The sequence below is a fragment of the Nocardia wallacei genome (assembly GCF_029868745.1).
GTDB classification, from domain to species: domain Bacteria; phylum Actinomycetota; class Actinomycetes; order Mycobacteriales; family Mycobacteriaceae; genus Nocardia; species Nocardia wallacei_B.
Map to the genome: position 1 here is coordinate 13,542 of NZ_JARWOP010000233.1, position 18,271 is coordinate 31,812.

The window sequence follows — 18,271 nt, forward strand, 5'->3', positions numbered from 1 at the left end:
ATGGCGATACCACGAGAGCTGCCGACAAGTCTCCCGCCCGCCGCGCGGTGGGCGGATGCTCGCGGAGAGGGTGCGAATGAGCCGACGGGATGAGCGAATCGCGAGGCAGAGTGCCACGCGCGTGCCGCGGGCGAGCGGAGTCGCGTCATGACCGTGTCGCTGCTGCTCGACATGGCGGTCTCCGGCGACCCCGAGCGCACCGCCATCGTCTGTGACGAACTGCGCTGGAGCACCGGCGAACTGCAGAACTTGGCGCAAGGTGGCGCGGGTGTCGTCAGGGCGTCGGGCGCGCGCAGCGTGGCCTATGTGGGGACCGGCGGGCACATGCTGCCGCTGCTGATCTTCGCGGCCGCCGGCGCCGCGGTGCCCGTCACGCCGCTGAACTACCGGCTCAGCGGCGACGCGCTGCGGGAACTGGTTGCGCGACTGGACGATCCGCTGCTGGTGTGCGACGACGAGTATCACGACGTCGTCTCCGGATTCGGCGAGCGGGTGGTGCGTTCGGGCGAGTTCGTCACGGCCGCCGCCGCGGCCGAACCGGTGTCGGAGTCGCCCGATCCGGACCAGGTGGCGGTCGTGCTGTTCACCTCCGGAACCACCTCGGCGCCGAAAGCGGTCGAGCTGTCGCACCAGAATCTGCTCAGCTACATCACCGGGACGGTCGAATTCGATTCGGCCGCACCGACCGACGCCGCGCTGATCTGTGTGCCGCCGTACCACATCGCGGGTATCGGCGCCGCGCTGTCGAACCTCTACGCCGGTCGGCGGATGGTGTATCTGCGCGGTTTCGACGCCGCGCGCTGGGTGAGCCTGATCGGCAGCGAATCGGTGACGACCGCGACGGTCGTACCCACCATGCTGGACCGGATCGTGACGGAGCTGGAGCGGACGGGGGCGACACTGCCGACGCTGCGCAACTTCGCCTACGGCGGCTCCAAAGTGGCGCTGCCGCTGGTCCGCAAGGCGCTCGACCTGTTGCCTGAGGTCGGTTTCGTGAACGCCTACGGGCTGACCGAGACCAGCTCGACCATCGCGGTGCTGGGCCCGGAGGACCACCGGGCCGCGCGCTCGGCCACCGATCCGGACTTGGCGCGGCGGCTCGGCTCGGTCGGGCAGCCCGTGCCCGGTATCGAGGTGCAGATCCGCGACGAGAGCGGCCGGGTGCTGCCGCCCGGAGAGACCGGCGAGTTGTACGTGCGCGGGCCGCAGGTGTCCGGGCGCTACACCGGGATCGGCTCGGTGCTCGACGCCGACGGCTGGTTCCCCACCAAGGACGTGGCGACGCTCGACGCCGACGGCTACCTGTACATCGGCGGGCGCTCCGACGACACCATCATCCGCGGCGGCGAGAACATCGCGCCGGCCGAAATCGAGGACGTGCTGGTGGAACATCCGGCGGTGCGCGAGGTCGCGGTGATCGGCGTCGAGGACGCGCAGTGGGGTCAGATCATCGTGGCGGTAGTGGTGCCGGAAGCAGGCGCGACGCCCGACCCGGCCGAGCTGCGTGAGTACGTCCGCGCCGAACTGCGCGGTTCCCGCACCCCGGACCGGGTCGTGTTCCGCGACTCGCTGCCCGCCACGCCGACCGGAAAAGTATTGCGGCGCACTCTGATCGAGGAATACGGACCCGCGGTGGACGCGGCGCCGAGCCGATGATCGCCGCCAGGAAAGGATGACAATGGTCAAGAACGGCACGCGGCTGCGCAGCCAGGTGTGCGACACCGAGGTGATCGTGGTGAAGGCGACGGACGGTCTCGACGACCTCCGCGCGGGCGGTGTCCCGATGATCCCGCTCGACGGCGAGCCGGCGGCGGGCGCGACCCCGGACCCGAACTTCTCCGAGGGTAATCAGCTGGGCAAGCGATACGTCGACGATTCCGGCGCGGAGGTGCTGGTGACGAAGGCCGGCGCCGGAACGCTGAGCGTCGGCGCCACCCCGCTGGCACTCAAGGAAGCCAAGCCGCTGCCCGCCAGCGACTGACCGAAAGGCGTTGTGAACATGGCGAATTCGAAGATGCTCGTGTTCTCCAACGCGGTGGCGGGCCAGGACGACGCCTTCAACGAGTGGTACGACACCCAGCATCTCGCCGACGTGACCGCCGTCCCCGGTGTCCTCGCCGGCCGCCGCTACGACCTGGTCCCCGGCCCGATCCCCACCGCCGACGGCCCACCCCACCGCTACCTGGCCGTCTACGAACTGAGCGACGACCCCGACAAGGTGGTCGAGGCCTTCCGGGCGCGGGCCGCCACCGGCGAAATAGCCCTCAGCCCCGCCTTGGACCTCACCACCCTCGCCGTCTCTGTCTGGCGGGCGCGCGACTGACCCGCCGGGTCAGCTCGTCGTCTGTAGCGGTGCGCGTTTGAGTTCGCGCAGGGCGGTGCGGAGGCCTCGGCGGGTGCCGTCGGGGCCGGGGCCGAAATGGGTGTGCACGCCCTCGCGGATCGCGAAGCGTAGTTCCGAGGCGGTTTCCGGGGCGTCGTCGGGGGTGGCGGCGAGCAGGGCGTTCGGGAGGGCCAGTTTGGCTATGGTGCGGAACGTCTGCAGGTATTGGTGGCCCAGGGAACCGGTGGTGTAGGGCAGGTCGTATTTGTCGCACAGTTCGCGCACTCGGACGGCGATCTCCTCGTAGCGGTTGCTCGGCAGATCGGGGAACAGGTGGTGCTCGATCTGGTGACTGAGGTTGCCGCTCATGAAGCGCATCAGCGGCCCGGCGCGAAAGTTGGCCGAGCCCAGCATCTGTCGCAGATACCAGCGCGGGCGGTCCTCGGCCTCGAGTTCGGCCGTGGTGAATTTCTCGGCGCCGTCGGGGAAATGGCCGCAGAAGATCACCACGTACGCCCAGTAGTTGCGGACGATGTTGGCGGTGGCGTCGGCGGTCAGCGTCGTCTTCCAGTTCCGGCCCGACAGCGCAGGGAAGATCAGGTAGTCCTTGGCCGCCTGCTTACCGACCTTGGTCCCGATGATGCGCAGATCCTTGATCGCCGGCCGCCAGGTCTTCTCCTTGTTGCGGAGCTTCTCGACCTCGAGATGGTGCAGGGCGACGCCCCATTCGAAGAAGGTCGCCAGCGCCAGGTTGTAGACCGGGTTGCCGATATTCCACCATTCCCACCGCTGATCGCGGGTGATGCGCAGGACGCCGTAGCCCACGTCGTCGTCCATTCCGACGACGTTCGTGTACTTGTGGTGGACGAAATTGTGCGAATGCTTCCACTGCACGCTGGGGCAGGTGGTGTCCCACTCCCACGACGAGGAATGGATTTCCGGATCGTTCATCCAATCCCATTGCCCGTGCATCACATTGTGCCCGAGTTCCATGTTCTCGATGATCTTCGCCAGCGAGAGCATCGCCGTGCCCGCGAGCCAGGCGGCGCGGCGGTTGCTGAACATCAGGGTCGCGCGCCCGCCGACGGCCAGCATGCGCTGCAGGGCGATGGCGCGCCGGATATACGCGGCGTCGCGCGCGCCGCGAGATTCCTCGATATCGCGGCGGATGGCGTCGAGTTCGGCCCCCAGCGCCTCGACGTCGTCGGGGGTCAGGTGCGCGTAGGCGTCGATGTCGGTGATGGCCATTTACCCTCCTACAGATCGAGAGTGCAGTCGCCGGACACGCTGCTGATGCATGTCTGGATTCGTTCTCCTTCACGCCGTTCCGTGCCGTTGCGCAGATCGCGCACATATCCTCCGGCCAGTGGGACGACGCAGGTCTGACAGATACCCATCCGGCAGCCGAAGGGCATCGCGATGCCGAGCTTCTCGCCCGCTTCGAGAAGGGTTGTCGCGCCGTCGATCCGGGCTTCCTTGTGCGAGACGGCGAAACGCACCGTCCCGCCCTCGCCGCCGTGATCGGTGCGGGCGATGGTGAACCTCTCGATATGCAGGCGGTGGCGCAGACCGCCGGCCTCGTAGTGCGATTCCAGCGCGTCCAGCAGCGCCGGCGGGCCGCACGCCCAGCATTCGCGTTCGCGCCAGTCCGGCACCCATTCGTCGAGCCGCGCGACGTCGAATTTGCCCATCTCCCTGGTGAGTTGGAGATTCAGGCGGTAAGCGTTCGAGTCGTCCGCGAGGGTTTCCATCTCGTCGAGGAAGACGACGTCGTCGCGGGTGGGGGCGGAATGGATGTGGCAGATGTCGGGCTTGTCCCCGCGCGCGCCGAGCGCCCGCAGCATCGCGATCACGGGGGTGATGCCGCTCCCGGCCGTGACGAACAGAATGTGCTCCGGAACCGGTTGCGGCAGATGGAAATCCCCCTTCGGCGCCGCCAGCCGGATGATCGTGTCCGGCTGGACGCCGTCGACCAGATGCGTCGACAGGAAACCGTCGGGATTGGCCTTGACCGTGATCGAGATGGTCTTGTCGCGCCCGGAACCGATCGAGGTCAGCGAATAGGACCGCCAATGCCACCGGCCCCCGATCTGCAGTCCGATGCCGACGTACTGCCCGGGCTCGTACGACGCCGGAAAGCCCCAGCCCGTACGAATTGTCACGGTGGCCGTATCCGTGGTCTCCTTGACCACGTCGACGACCTTGCCGCGTAATTCGCGGGCGGTCCAGAGCGGGTTGGCCAGGCGGAGATAGTCGTCCGGCAGCAGCGGCGTGGTGGCACGGGCTACCAGCCCGCGCAGGATGTTGACTCCCGGATTGCGTGCGCCGACCCCCGCGGCGGGGCGCTTGCTCCACTTCAACAGATCCACAGCGATTCCTCCTCCTGTGTACGAACGTACACTGGAATCTTCGCTGAGCACAGTGTGTCGAGCGGGCGCAGCGGGTCGGGGCGTTTCGGTGCATCCGCCTCCGAGCGGCTATCTCACTGATTCAGTGCACATTCGTTCACCGATTCGATAAGATGCTGACACTTCTGGTAACAGGCAAATCATAGAGGAGTTCGGTGATCGACTCGGTTGAACAGCCGGCCCGCTCGGCGGCCTCGGACACGGTCGATGTCGTGCGGCTGTGCCGGCAGCTGGCGATACGGGTGTGCCGCGGCGAGGACGCCGTCGCTATCGTCTCGATGCTCGAGGAAGTCGCCCGCCGATGGGCGAATCACGGTGTCCCCCTGGATCGTTTGCAGCAGGTCGTGCACGAGGGCTTCCGGCTCGGTGCCGACCGCGCGGCGGGCCTGCTCGCGCCCACGGACGGCGCGGCGGCGACGGCGATGATGCGGCGGCAGCTCGACGCACTGCAATCGCTGCACATCGGCCTCACCCGCGCCTACACCAGTCAGCTGCCGCCGCCGGATCAGCGCGCCGCGGCGGCGCGGCGGATGGCGGCCGTGCTGCTGCGCGGCGAGCCCGCGGGGACCCCGGCCCGCCACTGCGGCATCGAGATCGCCGAAAAATACCACGTCGTCGCGGTGGCGGTACCCGCCGCGGACGGCGACTCCCGAGCCGTGCCGCGCATCGCCGCGCAGTGCGTCGAGAGCGAACTCGCGCACCGGCTGGGGACGAACGCGCTGTCGTTCCTCGGCGCCGAGGGCGGCACGCTGCTGCTGCCGATGGACCTGATCGAGGACGAGCGGCTGGGCGATTTGATCGCCGAACTGTCGCAACGCGCCGGTTCCGCGCTCGTCGCGGTGGTCCTGAACGCGGCCGTCGACGACATCCCCGACGTCGCCCGGCAAGCGCACGAACTGCTCGAGACGGCCGTGCAACTGCGTGCCACGCCCCGGCTCTACCGGTTCGACGACGTGGTGCTGCCGTTCCAGCTCACCCGCCCCGGTCCCGGCCGCGACGCGCTGCGGGCGCTGCTCGCGCCGCTCGACAGCCGCCCCGAACTGCTGCAAACCCTGACCCGCCACCTCGCCAACGACCTGAACCGCCAGCTCACCGCTCGGCAATTGTGCGTGCACACCAACACCATCGACTATCGGCTCAAACGCATCGGCCAGCTCACGGGCTGCGACCCCGCCGATCTCACCGGACTCTGGCGTCTGCGTTCGGCCCTGATAGTCCGGCGCTTCACCGACGATGACGACATGCTCACCGCGGCCGCGCCCCGGACATCCGGCAGCCGGATCTGACTACCGCCGTGCGACCGCGAGCATCTCATCGATGGAGACGAACTTGACGCGGGGACGCGCGGCGGCGGTGCCCTGTTCGCGTTCGGCGGCGTCGATGGCCCGCCACTGGGGCCAACCGAGGGCATGCACGCCGCGCTCGGACATGGTGGCGCGCAAGGCTTCCCGGTCGCCGACCGCGCGATGCAGGGTTCCGGTGGCGAAGTCGGCGAGGAGGGCGGCCACGGTCTCGGCGGCGCAGGCGCGGTTGGTGCCGATGACCCCGCGCGGGCCGCGTTTGATCCAGCCGGTGACATAGACGCCGGGGATCGGGGCGCCGGAGTCGTCGATCACGCGGCCGTGCTCGTGCGGCACCGTGCCGGTGTCGGGGTTGTAGGGCAGGCCGTCGACAGGGCGGCCGCGGTAGCCGATCGAACGCAGGACCAGCGAGGTCTCGAGCAGTTCGCCGCCGGACTCCGCGCCGTCGGCGATGCGCAGGCCCGCGACGCGCTCGTCGCCGACCATCTCGGTGGGAGCGGCGCAGAACCGGAAGACGATCCGCTTGTTGCCGGGAGTCCGCGGGCGATCGGCGTATTCGCGGGCGAGGGCCAGTTTCAGGGTCGTCTCCACGTCGTCGTCGGGCTGCGGCTCGAGGTCGCCGCCCTCGATGACCACATCGACCCCGGACAGGTAACCCAGGGCGTGGAACTCGCCGAAGGAGAAGGCGGCATGCCGCGGGCCGCGCCGGCCGAGCACCACCACCTCCTCGATCCGGCTCTGCGACAAGGCTTGTAGCGCGTGGTCGGCGATATCGGTGGCCGCCAGCTCCGCCGGGGTCGTCAGCAGTATCCGGGCCACGTCCAGCGCGACATTGCCGTTGCCGACGATCACCGCGCGCCGCGACGACAGGTCGAACTCGTGACCGGCGTGGTCGGGATGCCCGTTGTACCAGCCCACGAAGTCCGCGGCGGCGTGGTGGCCGGGCAGGTCGGCGCCGGGAACATGCAGGTCCCGGCTGTCGGACGCGCCGACGGCATAGACGACGGCGTGATGGTGGGCGAGCAGGTCGGCGTGCGTCAGCTCCCGCCCGATCTCGACATTGAGGTGACAGCCGAATCGACTGTCGGCGAACGCCTTCTCGAAGATCCGCACCACCGATTTGGTGCGCTGATGGTCGGGCGCCACCCCGGCGCGGATCAGGCCGAACGGGGTGGGCAGCCGCTCGAACAGGTCCACTTCGACACCGGGGGTCTCCAGCAGTTCGGCGGCGGCATAGCAGGCGGCCGGGCCCGCCCCGACCACCGCGACCCGCAACTCTCCGGGCGTGATCGCCGCGCGCGCCGCCAGCGGTTCCATCGGGCCCGCCTCCAGCGGGTGACGACGGAAGTATTCGGCGTTGATCTCCGCGAAGCGCAGCATGTCCGCGGGCAGATCGTATTCGGAATACACCGCCTCCACGGGACATTCGTCCGCGCAGGCGCCGCAATCGATGCAGGTCTCGGGATCGATGTAGAGCATCTGGGTGCCGCCGTCGTCGCCGACGGGACGGATGCAGTCCACCGGGCACGCCGCGACGCAGCTGGCATCCTTGCAGCAGTTCTGGGTGATGACGTAAGCCACCGTTGACCTCCTCGAATGTGCGGGCGACGGTCAGGTGAGCCCGTGCGCGCAGAAGCTCCAGACCTCATCGGCGGTAATGGGGTGAGACTCCGACTCGGTAGCGGCCGGTTGCGCGATGAACATGACGGTCTGCATGGTGATCGCGGCCAGCCGCCGCGGATTCGCGCCCGAGGCCAGGCGGCCCGCGCCGTGCGCCTCGGTGAGCAACTCGGTGAACAGCGTGAACAGCGCCGCGTGCGCCAGCCGGATCTGCGCGGGATGCGAACTCAGCAACTGCGGCGCGAACTCGGTGAACAGCGGGCGCCGGGCGTGCGGATCCGGACGGCACAGCTGGAACAGCAGTTCCACCGCCGTGCGGACCTTGTCCAGCGGATGCACGCTGTTGGCGGTCGCGGCCCGGATCTGGTCGGTGGTGCGGCCCAGGGCGTCCTCGTACAGTGCCAGCAGCAGATCGTGCTTACCGTCGAATTGCAGGTAGAAACTGCGCAGCGACTGCCGCGAACGGTCGACCACCTCCTGGACGGTGAAGTCGGTGCTGCCCTTCTCGGTGATGATGGCCTGCGCCGCGTCCAGGAACCGCTGCACCCGTTGCCCCGCTCGCGCTTTCGCGGATCGCAGCGACCGCTCGACCGCCCGCTGCTTCCACGCGGGGAGGTCGGCGGCGCCCTCGGGCAGGCTGTCGTCGGGATCGGTCATGGTGTCGGCCCCCGCTCGGATATCCGCTCGGCCGCCTTGGAAGTCGTTGTGCCACCGTGGGATTCGGCGCTCGGCAGTTCGGTGATGGCGTGCACCGGGCAATCCAGCAGCGCGCGCAGCACGCTGTCGCGGTCCGCCGGGGCAACGGTGCCGTCGCCCTCGACGGCCGCGTAACCCCAGTCGTCGAGGGAGAAGTGCCGGGGCGCGTGCTTGGCGCAGACGCCGAAGCCGTCGCAGAGTGTCCGGTCGAGGCGAATCTTCACGAGACCAGCACCGCCTGTGCGTCGAAGGGCCGCTCGGCCAGGTAGACATCGTCGGCGCAGGCGGCACACCGCCCGGCGAGATGCGCGTCGACCTCGGCGGGGAACCGGGTGAGCAGCGTGGCGGCGGTATTGGCCGCGCCGTCCAGGGTGCCGCAGGCGCCGCGGCCGCGCAGCACCACCGACCAGCGCCGCAGCCGCTCGACATCGGTCGCGGTGGCCTGCCCGTCGCGCAGGGCGGACGCCACGGCGGCCATGGCGGCGGTGCCGTTGAAGCAGGACCCGCACTGCCCGGCGTTCTCACGGTCGAAGTAGCTCAGCACGCCCGCGGCGACCGCGACCGGGCATTCGCGGGTGAGCAAAGAGATCGCCCCGCAGCCCAGCCCGCCGCCGAGGCCGCGCATCGACTCGTGGTCCAGCGTGGCGCCGAGGATCGCGCGGTCGACCATGCCCGCGAAGTAGCCGCCGGTGAGCGCGCCGCGCACGGCGTCCGGCGAGATGCCGTGCAGCGCGAGCAGTTCCGCGACGGGGGTGCCGTGCGGCAGTTCGTACAGGGCCGCGGGCCGGTCGGCGCCGGTGACCGTGGCGAGGAAGGTGCCCGGGGAGGCGTCGGTGCCGACGGCCCGGAATGCCGCGCCGCCGTGCCGGTGTACGAACGGCAGATGCGCCAGCGTCTCGACGTTGCTCACCACCGTCGGTGCGCCGCCGACGCCGTGTTCGAAGGGGCGCGGCGGCTTGTCCGAGGGCTTCGCCGGACCGCCGTCGATCGCCCGGATCGCGGCGGTCTCCTCGCCCGCCACGTAACCCGGTGCGACGGTGACGAGTTCGATGATCACGTCGGTGGCCGCGGTCGTGTCGAGTTCGGTCAGCGCGGCGTCGACCCGGCGCGCGGACTCCGGATCCGAGACGTAGACGTAGGCCCGTCGCGCCCCGGCGATCGCCGCCGCCAGCCGCAGCCCGTCCAGCACGAGATGCGGGCGGCGGCGCAGCAGCCACTTGTCCTTGACCGAGGCCGGTTCGCCCTCTTCGCCGTTGGCGACCACGACCGTCTCGTGGCCGCGCCGCTGTGCGTCGCGCACGGTGGCCAGCTTCACCGCGAGCGGGAAGGCCGCGCCGCCGCGGCCGCGCAACCCGCTGTGCCGGACCTCGGTGAGCAGCAGATCCATGGCGCCCAGCGGCCCGTACCCGCCGACGGCCCGGTAGGCGGCCAAGTCCTCGACCTCGCCGACCGGCCGCAGCAGACGCGGCGCGCACCCGGGCAGCGCGCCCACGGTGAGCGCCCCGATCGCATCGAAAGTCTCTTGCATGGCAACCTCTTTCGGCTGAAGCTGACTCGCGGGGAAATCGCCCGTGCCGCTACGCTGGCGATCATGAGAACGGCGGTGGTGCGGATCGATGTGGATCCGGCCGGCGAATTGACCGGGGCGCGGCTGGCGGAGGGCGTGCGCGCGCTGCGGGGGAGCGCCGCGTCGCTCGGGGCCGAGGTGTTCGACAACGAAGTGGCGGGGAAGCCGCCGCATCGCCGGGAGATCCAACTGCTGGTCACCACCGACGATCCCGAGGCGACAGTGGCCGCGGCGGTGCGATTGTGCGCCACGGCGTTCGGCACCGAGCCGGTGCCCGGGGTCCTGACCTTCGTCAGCCGCGGCACCGACGACGACGCGCACGGCGTCCTCGCCGGATTCGGGCTCAGCGGCGAGGTCGTGCGGGAACCGGGCGGCGACGGCTTCGACATCGTCTACGTCACGCTGTCGGAGACCGAGCTGGCGCGGGTGCCGGAGAGCCGGATCCACACGGCCCTGGAGGCGTCGCTGAACTGTGAGGTCCACATCCGCACCCGCTGAACGGCGCAGCCGGGCCACCGATCCCGGTAGCGGATAGCCGTCCATCAGTTGTCCAGGAACGACAGGATCGCCGGGGCGGCCCGCACCCAGGTCTCGAAGAGGTTGTAGTGCTGCACCTTTCCGGATCCGCGTGCCTCGACGGCCCGCTCCCAGGCATCCTCGGGCCACGGCGGATCGATCAGCGTCGACCCCTCGATCAGGCAGCTCACCTCGAGCGAGGTGCGCTTGGGATGGTCGATGTCGTGCTCGCCGCCGCGAATGATCAAGGTGGGCACCCGAATTCGGTCGAACAGCTCGTCGTCCACGCCGGGAATAGTCTGTCCGGGCTTCGGGACGTACGCGTTGAGCCACCGCAGCGACAGCTTCACGAACTCGTCCCGGTCCAGATCGAGCAGGCGCTGCTTGTTGCGCGGGTTGCGCTCGACGGCCTCCCGCCACTCCCGCATCCGCAGCAGCCCCGCATTCCCGCCGCCACGCATGGCCTGCAGGCTCGGCAGCACGTAGTACGCGCCGAGATTGAACATGCCGTAGACCCCGCCGACGATGTTCCACAGCACCAGTTCGGTGACTCGCTCGGGGTAGAGGATCGTGGTCAGGATCGAGTCGCGCGCGCCGCCCGAACCGCCCGCGAGCACGCACGGCCCGGCATCGAGCGCCCTCAGCAGCCCGTCGAGCGTCTCGGCCCGCATGTGCGATTCGGTCTGCCCGTAGAACTGCACGTCGGAGGCGCCGCAATTGGGCCGGTCCCACAGCAGCACCCGGTATCCGCCCGCGACGATCGCCTCGGCCAGCGGCCGCAGGCCGGGCACGTCCATGCCGAACCGTCCGCCCGGCGTCAGGACGACGAGTTTCCCCGAGTCACCGAGGATTTCGTAGACGACCTCGCCGCCGTTCACCGCCACGGTGGGCATGCGACTTCCTTCCTGTTCTCCATACCGGCACGATCAGGCCAGCACGACGACGGAGTCACCGACGACGCGCACCGGATAGGTGCGGATGCTCCATTCGGGCTTCACCGCGGTGGTTCCGGTCGCCAGTTCGAAACCCCACTGATGCCACGGGCAGTAGATGAACTCCTGGTCGCGCACCATCACCTGGTCGCCGGGCACCGACTCGTCGACGATGGTGCGGCCGCGCGCGCGGCCCGCGCAGAGCGGTCCGCCCTCGTGCGGGCAGTAGTTCGCGATGGCGTAGAACGTCCCGTTGACGTTGTAGACGCCGACGCCGTGCCGCCCGATCGGCACTACTTTCGAAGAGCCGGGCGGGATCTCGTCGACCGTCGCCACGACATGCTCACGCCCCTGGGCGAGCCGGGGCTGTTCGGAGTCGGCCATCACAGCACCCGCCGCTGACCCTCGATGGCGGGCACCGACTCGGGCAGGTGATAGGTCTCGATCCCGTTGAGGTACATCACGCGGTCGCGAGCGTGCGCCGGCAGGTGCTTCATCAGCCAGCGCGGATCGTCGAAGGTCCAGTGCGGGTAGTCCGAGGAGTACAGCAGGATCTTGTCCGCCGACATCCACTCGAACGCGCGGGTCAGTTCCGTCTTGTCGTCGGGGTAGTCCAGCGGCTGGGTGGTGAACTTGATGTGTTCCTGGACGTACTCCGAGGGCTTGCGCCGAATCCCGGTGAAGGACTTGCGCGCCTCGTAGATCGCGTCCATCCGCCACATCAGCGGCAGGATCCAGGTGAAGGCGTGCTCCACGAACACGATCCGCAGCGTCGGGAACCGGTCGAAGACGCCGTCGAAGATCAGGCTCATGATCTGATTCGCCGCCAGCAGCGAGTAGGTGACCATGAAATCGTGGTTGTAGCTGGGGAATCCGACCGGCGGCATGGGCATCGTCTCGTACGCGCCGCGGCCCAGGTGGCAGCTCACCACCAGATCGTGCTTGGTGGCCGTCGCCCAGATCGGATCGTATTTCGGGTCGCCCCAGGACGGGCGCGGCTCCGCCTTGATCAGGATCTGCGCCATGAACGGATGCCCGGCCCAGTGCTCGATCTCGCGCACCGCGCTGCGCGGATCGTCGATGGCCGCGCAGATGGACCCGCGCCAGCGCTGATGCCAGTTGTTCTTCGCGTCCAGCCAATGGTTGGCGAGCCAATGGTTGACCCCGGTCGCCATCGCCGCGGTGGCCTCGGGCAGCCGGGTCGCCTTCACCGTCGGTTCCAGGATCGCGATATCCGATCCGGCGTCGACGATCAGCTGACGGAACGCCAATTCCGGGTCGCTGCCCGGGAATTCGCCGCCCTCGGGGAAGGCGTCGGCTCGCATCGCGAAGGTGTGCGCGTAATCGGGGGCGTCGTAGATGATCGTGTCGCCGACGCGATGGCTGAGGAAATAGTCGGTCCGGAACGGTTCGGGGATGTACTCCACGAGTTCCCCGCGCCGCGGCACGGGATGCACGTCCGAGTCGACCACCCGGACGGCGACCTGTTCGGGTGCCGGGGCGCGATGTTGCCGGTGTGCCAGCGTCATGGTCGTCTCCCTCTTCTGGACAGGGCTAGGTGGTGGCCGCCGCGGCCGGGACATCGATGCCGTAGAGCCGGGACGCGTTGCGCCACAACACCTTTTCGCGCTGCTCGGCGGTGAGCGCGGACGGCAGCGCGGGGTCGGCGCCGCAATGCCAGTGCGGGTAGCTCGAGCCGAACATCACCATGTCCTCCTTGCCGGTGAAACCCAGCCATTCGGAGGCGAATTCGGTGTCGCCGGGGCCGTCGAGACCGCCCTGCACGAAATACACGTGACCGGGCAGGTAGTCGCTGGGCATGCGGGGCGCCCACGGTGTCTGTTCCAGATGGGGCCGGCCGAAGGTGTCCATCCGCCAGGTGAACGGGGTGAGCATGTCCGCGCCACCGTCGGCCCAGACGAATTTCAGCTCCGGGAACCGCTCGAAAACGCCCTCGGCGATCATGTTCATCAGGTGGTACACGTAGTTCAGCGACATGAACCCGAGGTACTGCTCGTAGGTCCGGGTGTGGCCCGAGGGGGTGGGCGGGAAGGCGATGCTCTCCCCGGTCTCGATGTGCGCGGCGACCGGCAGCCCGGCCGCGGCCGCGGCCTCCCACAGCGGCCAGAACTGCGGCTTGCCGTAGAGTTCCCGCGATTGCAGCGGAATGCCGACCTGTACGACGCCGGGATGATCCGCGTACCTGTGGATTTCGCGCAGCGCCCCCGGAATGTCCTCGGGGTTGACCCGGATCGTGCCCCGGTATCGCGCGGCGAACCGGTTCGACTCCAGCCAGCGCGTCACCATCATCTCGTTGTGCGCGGCCAGCACCGCGGTAGTGAGATGCCGATCCGGCAGGATGCCGCGGGTCATCGGATGCAGCACCGCGATGTCCACGCCGCGTTCGTCGAACAACTGCGCACCGGCGAATTCGGGATCCGAGCCCGGGTACCCCTTGTTCGGGCCGCGTTTGCTCGGCCCGCGCGTGCCTTCGGCATACTCCCCGCCCGGCGCGCCGTACCAATCCATTTCGGGATCCGGGATACCGCGGCTGGCGAAGGGCTCGCGCAGGAAGCCGCGCATATCGCGGTTCGAGGTGAAGAAGATGTGCACGCTGGCGTCGATGACAGGCGTGCCGGTGCCGTCGGCCATCACTCGATGCGCGCCCGTTCGGGCCGCTCCGTCACCGGCGCGGCGAGTTCCTGCTTGTCGCAGATCCGCTGCAGCTTCTCCAGGGTCTCGTCCAGCCCGGGGCCCAGCCGCGGGCCGGGGGTGAAGGTGGCGGGCAGTTTCCGCATGCCCTGGATGACGCCGATGGTCTCGTAGTGCACGGTGCCCTCGGGATCGCAGCGGTAGTCGGGCATCCGGTCGAGCACGGCGGTGACCATCGACTTGAAGACCGTGCGCGCCACGTTCGAGCCGATGCACCGGTGGATGCCGAGCCCGAAACTGAAGTGCCGGTTGCCCCTTCGGTCCAGTACGACCTCGTTCGGGTCGGGGAAGACCTGCGGGTCCCGGTTGGCCATCGCCCACGACAACCACAGGCGCTCACCCTCTTTGAATTGGGTGTTCACCAATTCCATGTCCGCGGCGATGGTCCGGCCGTCGCCGGGCGCCGGGGTGAAGTAGCGCAGGAACTCTTCGGTCGCGGAGTCGAGCAGGTGCTCGCGCTCCTTGCTGAGCAGTTCGCGCTGATCCGGGTGCTCCGACAGCCATTCCAGCGAATGCGCGGTGAGCGCGGTGGTGGTGTCGAAGCCGCCGCCGATGATCAGCCCGAGCATGCCGAGCACCTCGAGGTCGGGCGCGGGTTCACCGTCGATGCGGAGCTTGACCAGACCGTCCACCAGACCGGGCCGCGGGTTCTCCTTGATCTCGATCAGGTTGTTCAGCAGATCCAGACCCATGGCGCGGTGCATCTCCGCGACGCGCGGGGCGTCCGGCGAATCCTCGGGGGTGTACACCGCCGCGTGCACCGGCTCGCTGTACATCGACCACTGCCGCAACGGAATTCCGAGCATGGCCAGGGTCAGCACGGCCGGGACGATATTGGCGAGGTCGTCCACGAAGTCGATCCGGCCGCTCTCGATCTTCTCGTCGAGGGCGGCGCGGACGATCTCGTCGATCACCGGCTCCCAGCGCCGGACCGCGGCGGGGGACAGGTACGGGTTGACCGCCTGCCGATAGATCCGGTGTTCCGGGTCGTCCATCTCCAGAATGCCGCCGCGCACGGCCTGCACCCGCTGGGCGGTGGGGATCGAGATGCCCTTGTAGCCCTTGCGTTCTCCGCGCAGGTCGTGGTCGTTGGAGACGTGCGGGCAGCGGGCGAGTTCGAACACCTCGGTGCTGCCCGCGGCGACCCAGTGCCCGTCGTAGGTGTCACTCCAGGCCATCGGGCACTTGGCCTGCATCTCCTGGGTGATCTCCACGAACCGGTGCCGGTATTCGGGCGTGTGCCGATCGAAGTGGTACCGGTTCTTCTTACGGTCCTGGTCGGCGAGTGCGTCGTCGATGCTCACGATATTCTTCCTCCGCTGCTGACGGATCTCGTTGCCGCGCCACGGGTTTCCCCGGCGATCAGATGTGGTAGTCGTACGACTTCAGGTAGCCGCCGCCGTCGACGCGCATCTGTGTGCCGGTGACGTAGCGGGATTCCTCGGAGGCCAGGTAGACCACCGCGTTGCTGATGTCCTCGGGTTCGACATAGGGAATGCGCATGGCCTGCTGCACGCCGAACACGGGCTCCGCGTCGGCGCGGGTCGGGTTCTCCAGGTCGGGGCGGAACGAGCGGTACATCGGCTCGCTCTGCAACATCGGGGTGTTGCAGTTGGTGGGGTGCACGACGTTGGCGCGGATGCCACGCGGCGCCAGCTGCCGAGCGAGCTCGTAGACGTACGCCGTCAGGGCGCGCTTGGAGTGCACGTAGGCCATGCCGCCCGGGTCGTTGCCCGGGTTGTCGATCTTGGAGATGTCGATCAGCGAGGCGGTGGAGCCGGTCGCGATGATCGACGCGCCCTCCTTCAGGTGGGCCAGCGAGACCTGGATGGCATTGATGGTGCCGATCAGGTTCGTGTTGATCACGTCGATCCAGGCCTGCAGGGCCGGTTCGCCCTTCATGCCCGCGATACCGGCCTGCGCGACGACGATGTCGAGCTTGCCCAGTTCGCGAATGCCGTTGTCCACCGCGGCCTGCAACTGCTCGGCGCTGCGCACATCGGCTTTCGCGGTGACCACGCGCCGGCCGGTCTTGCTGACCAGGTTCGCGGTCTCCTCCAGGTCCTCGGGGCGCGCGAGCGCGTATCCGATGGTCGAGATGTCCTCGCACAGATCGACCGCGATGATATCGGCGCCTTCCTCGGCGAGACGGACCGCGTGACTGCGGCCCTGCCCGCGCGCGGCACCGGTGATGAAAGCGACCTTGCCCTCGACACGTCCCACAGCTGACCCTTTCGTTCTTCTCTGCGACCGCGGCGGCAGCGGCGCCGTCGCGGCGGATCGCGCGCCTCGCTGAATGCCGTGGCGCCGACTGTGCACGGCCGCGGTGTCGCGGCCGTGACATGGAGCAAGAATTTTCCTTGCAGTAGATGAGAACGTTACTCTTGCCAAACTCTTGCCGCAAGGTAGCGCGGCGGCAAGGCATCTCCGGCGAACCCCTACTTGTGCCCGCAGAAAAGCCTGCTCACCACCGACGATCCCGCGAAACCTCGTTGAATCTCCGATTTCCGTTACATGAGAACGGTATTTTCATCGAAGGTCTGGAAGACCTCCGGGCGCGGCCCTCGACCCGGTGGCCGCGGTCTGTGTACATCGAGCGCGCGCGACGCGCCCACCTGCGGAAACGAGTGAGGCTCAGATGCGAACCGTCCCTGAGGAATTGCGCACCCGGTACGAGAGCGCGGGCTGGTGGCGCCGAGAAACGCTGGGCGACCTGCTCGGTCGCGGCCTCGCGACGGCGCCGGACGCCGTGTTCCGGGTGCACTCCGAGGTGCGCCCCTGGTCGGGCAGCGTGGGGGAGGTGGACCGGATCGCCCGGCGGCTGGCGGCCGGGTTACGGGCGCGCGGCGTCGGCCCGGGTGACGCGGTCGCGTTCCAGTTGCCCAACTGGATGGAGGCCGCGGCGACCTTCTGGGCATCGGCCTACCTCGGCGCGGCGGTCGTGCCGATCGTCCACTTCTATGGGCGCAAGGAGGTCGGGCACATCCTGACGACCGTGCGGCCCAAGGTCTTCATCACCGCGGAACGCTTCGGCCGCATCGCCTTCGATCCGGAGGTGAGCGCGGCGGTGCCGATCGTCGGGGTGGTCGGCCGCGACTTCGACGACCTGCTGGCCGACGACCCGATGGCGGGCGTGGTCGCGGCCGATCCGGCGTCGCCCGCCCTCATCGCCTTCACCTCGGGCACGACGAGCGCGCCCAAGGGCGTGGTGCACAGCCATCAGACGCTGGGCTGCGAGGCGCGGCAGCTCGCCGAGCACAACGCGCTCGACCGGGGCACGATGCTCACCGCCACGCCGGTCGGGCATTTCATCGGGATGGTCGGCGCCTTCCTGCTTCCCGTGCTGCACGGCAAGCCGGTGCATCTGCTCGACGTCTGGGACGCCGGCCGGGTGCTGGCACTGATCAAGAGCGACGGGCTGACGGTCGGCGGCGGGCCGCCCTACTTCGTTACCAGCCTCCTCGATCATCCGGACTTCGCCCCCGAATATCTGGACAACTTCCGCTATGTCGGGCTGGGCGGTTCCACGGTGCCCGTCACGGTGACCCGCCGGCTGGCCGGTCTGGGCCTGATCCCGTTCCGCGCCTACGGCAGTACCGAGCATCCCTCTATCACCTCCTCTCGCTACGACGCGCCGGAGTTCGAGCGCCTGTCGACCGACGGGCGGCCGCTGCCCGGCGTGGAGATCCGGCTGGCCGACGACGGCGAAATACTCAGTCGCGGACCGGATCTGTGCCTGGGCTACACCGACGACGCACTCACCGCGCGGGTCTTCGACGCCGAGGGCTGGTACCACACCGGCGATATCGGCGTCCTGCATCCGGATGGCCATCTGACGATCACCGACCGCAAGTCCGACGTCATCATCCGCGGCGGCGAGAACGTCAGCGCGTTGGAGGTGGAGGAACTGCTCGCCGAATTGCCGGAGGTGGCCGAGGCCGTGGTGGTGGCCGTGCCCGACGAGCGCCTGGGCGAGACCGTCGGCGCGGTGCTGCGGCTGCGGCCCGGTCATCGCCTGCCCGCGCTCGCCGCGGTGCGCGAGCACTTCGCGGCCGCCGGTGTCGCGCGGCAGAAGTGGCCGGAGCGGTTGTTCGAGGTCGAGGACTATCCGCGCACGCCCAGCGGGAAGGTCCGCAAACATCTGATCCGCGAGCGGATTGCCACATTCATCTGACGAGAATATGATTCTTGTCATT

General features: G+C 68.9%; 18 protein-coding genes. 6 read left to right on the forward strand and 12 right to left on the reverse strand.

Going from position 1 to position 18,271, the window contains the following annotated elements:
• Positions 1–147: 147 nt before the first annotated feature.
• From QH470_RS19905 to QH470_RS19915, 3 genes are read left to right on the forward strand one after another with little or no spacing between them, the layout of a single operon-like run.
• Positions 148–1,656: a class I adenylate-forming enzyme family protein gene (locus QH470_RS19905; RefSeq protein WP_280273900.1), complete on the forward strand. Its 1,509-nt coding sequence runs from the start codon at positions 148–150 to the stop codon at positions 1,654–1,656.
• 22 nt (positions 1,657–1,678) lie between these two features.
• Complete coding sequence (locus QH470_RS19910; protein WP_280273935.1) at positions 1,679–1,981, forward strand: hypothetical protein; 303 nt, start codon at positions 1,679–1,681, stop codon at positions 1,979–1,981.
• Positions 1,982–1,999: 18 nt separating this feature from the next.
• Complete coding sequence (locus QH470_RS19915; protein ID WP_280273901.1) at positions 2,000–2,323, forward strand: hypothetical protein; 324 nt, start codon at positions 2,000–2,002, stop codon at positions 2,321–2,323.
• A gap of 9 nt (positions 2,324–2,332) precedes the next feature.
• Here the strand turns inward: QH470_RS19915 and QH470_RS19920 are convergent, their stop codons facing one another.
• Positions 2,333–3,571: a fatty acid desaturase family protein gene (locus QH470_RS19920; RefSeq protein WP_280273902.1), complete on the reverse strand. Its 1,239-nt coding sequence runs from the start codon at positions 3,569–3,571 to the stop codon at positions 2,333–2,335.
• 8 nt (positions 3,572–3,579) lie between these two features.
• Positions 3,580–4,692: a ferredoxin reductase gene (locus QH470_RS19925; protein WP_280273903.1), complete on the reverse strand. Its 1,113-nt coding sequence runs from the start codon at positions 4,690–4,692 to the stop codon at positions 3,580–3,582.
• Between the two features lie 194 nt (positions 4,693–4,886).
• Between QH470_RS19925 and QH470_RS19930 the strand changes: the two genes are divergently transcribed.
• Positions 4,887–6,017 carry a PucR family transcriptional regulator gene (locus QH470_RS19930; protein ID WP_280273904.1) on the forward strand — a complete coding sequence of 377 codons (1,131 nt, stop codon included), beginning with the start codon at positions 4,887–4,889 and terminating at the stop codon, positions 6,015–6,017.
• Here the strand turns inward: QH470_RS19930 and QH470_RS19935 are convergent, their stop codons facing one another.
• Genes QH470_RS19935 through QH470_RS19950 form a run of 4 tightly spaced genes read right to left on the reverse strand, consistent with a single transcriptional unit; the run spans position 6,018 to position 9,876 of the window.
• Complete coding sequence (locus QH470_RS19935; protein ID WP_280273905.1) at positions 6,018–7,613, reverse strand: FAD-dependent oxidoreductase; 1,596 nt, start codon at positions 7,611–7,613, stop codon at positions 6,018–6,020.
• Positions 7,614–7,643: 30 nt separating this feature from the next.
• Positions 7,644–8,309 carry a TetR/AcrR family transcriptional regulator gene (locus QH470_RS19940; RefSeq protein ID WP_280273906.1) on the reverse strand — a complete coding sequence of 222 codons (666 nt, stop codon included), beginning with the start codon at positions 8,307–8,309 and terminating at the stop codon, positions 7,644–7,646.
• Complete coding sequence (locus QH470_RS19945) at positions 8,306–8,572, reverse strand: ferredoxin (RefSeq protein ID WP_280273907.1); 267 nt, start codon at positions 8,570–8,572, stop codon at positions 8,306–8,308. The genes QH470_RS19940 and QH470_RS19945 overlap by 4 nt, the downstream gene beginning before the upstream one ends.
• On the reverse strand, positions 8,569–9,876 hold the full coding sequence (locus tag QH470_RS19950; protein WP_280273908.1) for an NADH-ubiquinone oxidoreductase-F iron-sulfur binding region domain-containing protein: 1,308 nt from the start codon (positions 9,874–9,876) through the stop codon (positions 8,569–8,571). Before QH470_RS19950 ends, QH470_RS19945 begins: the two co-directional genes overlap by 4 nt.
• A 63-nt stretch (positions 9,877–9,939) precedes the next feature.
• On the opposite strand from QH470_RS19950, the gene QH470_RS19955 reads away from it, so the two are divergent.
• On the forward strand, positions 9,940–10,413 hold the full coding sequence (locus QH470_RS19955; protein WP_280273909.1) for a hypothetical protein: 474 nt from the start codon (positions 9,940–9,942) through the stop codon (positions 10,411–10,413).
• Positions 10,414–10,457: 44 nt separating this feature from the next.
• On the opposite strand, the gene QH470_RS19960 is transcribed toward QH470_RS19955, so the two are convergent.
• Genes QH470_RS19960 through QH470_RS19985 form a run of 6 tightly spaced genes read right to left on the reverse strand, consistent with a single transcriptional unit; the run spans position 10,458 to position 16,298 of the window.
• On the reverse strand, positions 10,458–11,324 hold the full coding sequence (locus QH470_RS19960) for an alpha/beta fold hydrolase (RefSeq protein ID WP_280273910.1): 867 nt from the start codon (positions 11,322–11,324) through the stop codon (positions 10,458–10,460).
• A gap of 33 nt (positions 11,325–11,357) precedes the next feature.
• Positions 11,358–11,747, reverse strand: coding sequence for a Rieske (2Fe-2S) protein (locus QH470_RS19965; protein ID WP_280273911.1), 390 nt, complete (start codon positions 11,745–11,747; stop codon positions 11,358–11,360).
• Positions 11,747–12,892: an amidohydrolase family protein gene (locus tag QH470_RS19970; protein ID WP_280273912.1), complete on the reverse strand. Its 1,146-nt coding sequence runs from the start codon at positions 12,890–12,892 to the stop codon at positions 11,747–11,749. The genes QH470_RS19965 and QH470_RS19970 overlap by 1 nt, the downstream gene beginning before the upstream one ends.
• 25 nt (positions 12,893–12,917) lie before the next feature.
• Positions 12,918–14,015 (reverse strand): amidohydrolase family protein, encoded by a 1,098-nt coding sequence (locus tag QH470_RS19975; RefSeq protein ID WP_280273913.1) that lies wholly within the window; start codon positions 14,013–14,015, stop codon positions 12,918–12,920.
• On the reverse strand, positions 14,015–15,379 hold the full coding sequence (locus QH470_RS19980) for a cytochrome P450 (RefSeq protein ID WP_280273914.1): 1,365 nt from the start codon (positions 15,377–15,379) through the stop codon (positions 14,015–14,017). Before QH470_RS19980 ends, QH470_RS19975 begins: the two co-directional genes overlap by 1 nt.
• Positions 15,380–15,437: 58 nt before the next feature.
• Complete coding sequence (locus QH470_RS19985) at positions 15,438–16,298, reverse strand: mycofactocin-coupled SDR family oxidoreductase (RefSeq protein WP_280273915.1); 861 nt, start codon at positions 16,296–16,298, stop codon at positions 15,438–15,440.
• Between the two features lie 415 nt (positions 16,299–16,713).
• On the opposite strand from QH470_RS19985, the gene QH470_RS19990 reads away from it, so the two are divergent.
• A complete protein-coding gene (locus QH470_RS19990; RefSeq protein WP_280273916.1) occupies positions 16,714–18,249 on the forward strand; it encodes an AMP-binding protein in 1,536 nt (511 codons plus the stop codon).
• Positions 18,250–18,271 lie beyond the last annotated feature (22 nt).

Excerpts from the sequence above, each read along its gene's own strand:
- QH470_RS19905 (WP_280273900.1), top strand. The coding sequence starts at position 148 with ATGACCGTGTCGCTGCTGCTCGACATGGCGGTCTCCGGCGACCCCGAG.
- QH470_RS19910 (WP_280273935.1), top strand. The coding sequence starts at position 1,679 with ATGGTCAAGAACGGCACGCGGCTGCGCAGCCAGGTGTGCGACACCGAG.
- QH470_RS19915 (WP_280273901.1), top strand. The coding sequence starts at position 2,000 with ATGGCGAATTCGAAGATGCTCGTGTTCTCCAACGCGGTGGCGGGCCAG.
- QH470_RS19920 (WP_280273902.1), bottom strand. The coding sequence starts at position 3,571 with ATGGCCATCACCGACATCGACGCCTACGCGCACCTGACCCCCGACGAC.
- QH470_RS19940 (WP_280273906.1), bottom strand. The coding sequence starts at position 8,309 with ATGACCGATCCCGACGACAGCCTGCCCGAGGGCGCCGCCGACCTCCCC.
- QH470_RS19950 (WP_280273908.1), bottom strand. The coding sequence starts at position 9,876 with ATGCAAGAGACTTTCGATGCGATCGGGGCGCTCACCGTGGGCGCGCTG.
- QH470_RS19955 (WP_280273909.1), top strand. The coding sequence starts at position 9,940 with ATGAGAACGGCGGTGGTGCGGATCGATGTGGATCCGGCCGGCGAATTG.
- QH470_RS19960 (WP_280273910.1), bottom strand. The coding sequence starts at position 11,324 with ATGCCCACCGTGGCGGTGAACGGCGGCGAGGTCGTCTACGAAATCCTC.
- QH470_RS19965 (WP_280273911.1), bottom strand. The coding sequence starts at position 11,747 with ATGGCCGACTCCGAACAGCCCCGGCTCGCCCAGGGGCGTGAGCATGTC.
- QH470_RS19970 (WP_280273912.1), bottom strand. The coding sequence starts at position 12,892 with ATGACGCTGGCACACCGGCAACATCGCGCCCCGGCACCCGAACAGGTC.
- QH470_RS19975 (WP_280273913.1), bottom strand. The coding sequence starts at position 14,015 with ATGGCCGACGGCACCGGCACGCCTGTCATCGACGCCAGCGTGCACATC.
- QH470_RS19990 (WP_280273916.1), top strand. The coding sequence starts at position 16,714 with ATGCGAACCGTCCCTGAGGAATTGCGCACCCGGTACGAGAGCGCGGGC.